The organism is Microbacterium testaceum, from assembly GCF_001476655.1.
Taxonomy (GTDB): domain Bacteria; phylum Actinomycetota; class Actinomycetes; order Actinomycetales; family Microbacteriaceae; genus Microbacterium; species Microbacterium testaceum_C.
In genome coordinates this window covers 1-920 of sequence record NZ_LDRT01000258.1, presented here as the reverse complement: position 1 = coordinate 920, position 920 = coordinate 1, and the positions used below count along the sequence as shown (strand labels likewise).

At 71.3% G+C, this 920-nt stretch carries 1 protein-coding gene; it reads left to right on the top strand.

Translation table 11 applies throughout. The features are described from left to right. A partial coding sequence (locus NS220_RS18860) for a glycoside hydrolase family 38 C-terminal domain-containing protein (protein WP_242864697.1) occupies positions 1-889 on the top strand: 889 nt, incomplete at its 5' end. Between the last annotated feature and the right edge of the window lie 31 nt (positions 890-920).

Here is a 920-nt window from a genome sequence, read left to right as displayed (position 1 = left end):
GGACGCGTGGGACATCGACGAGACCTACCGCCGGCACGCCACGTCCCTCGACACGGCCGACGCGGTGCGCCTCGACGGCGACGCCGTGGTGGTGGAGCGTTCCGTCGGCGACTCCACGATCGTCACGCGCATCGCGCTCGCCGAGGGCTCGCGCGCCGTGCGGCTCTCTCTCGATGTCGACTGGCACGAGCAGCAGAAGCTGCTCAAACTCGGCGTCCCCGTCGACGTGCACACCGACCGCGCGGCATCCGAGATTCAGTTCGGTCACATCGTGCGCCCCACCCACACGAACACGTCGTGGGACTCGGCGCGATTCGAGACCGCCGCGCACCGCTGGGTGCGGGTCGCCGAGCCGGGCTTCGGCGTCGCGGTGACGAACGACTCGACCTACGGCCACGACATCACGCGGCACGCGCGCGAGGCCGGAGGCACGTACTCGCTCGTGCGCCTGTCGATCATCCGCTCGGCGATGTTCCCCGACCCGGGCCAGGACCAGGGTCTGCACCACCTCGAGGTGGGCATCGTCGTCGGCGCCGAGGTCGTGGACGCCGTCATAGAGGGCTACCGCACGAACCTGCCGACGCGCGTCGTGAGCGACGCCGCCGAGGAGTCGGTGGCCCCGCTGGTCTCGATCGATCAGCCGGGCGTGGTCGTCGAGGCGATCAAGCTCGCGCAGGACGGCTCGGGAGACGTCATCGTGCGTCTCTACGAGGCGCTCGGTCAGCGCGCGCACGCGCGCCTGGAGGCCGGGTTCGACCTCGCCGGCGTCACCGAGACCGATCTGCTCGAGCGCGAGGTCGATGCGGCAGCGGTGTCGAGCGTCGACGGCGGCTCGATCGAGCTCGACCTGCGCCCCTTCCAGCTGGTGACGGTGCGTCTGACGCGCTGACGCTCGCGATGTGTCGCGCCCCGTCGCGCCG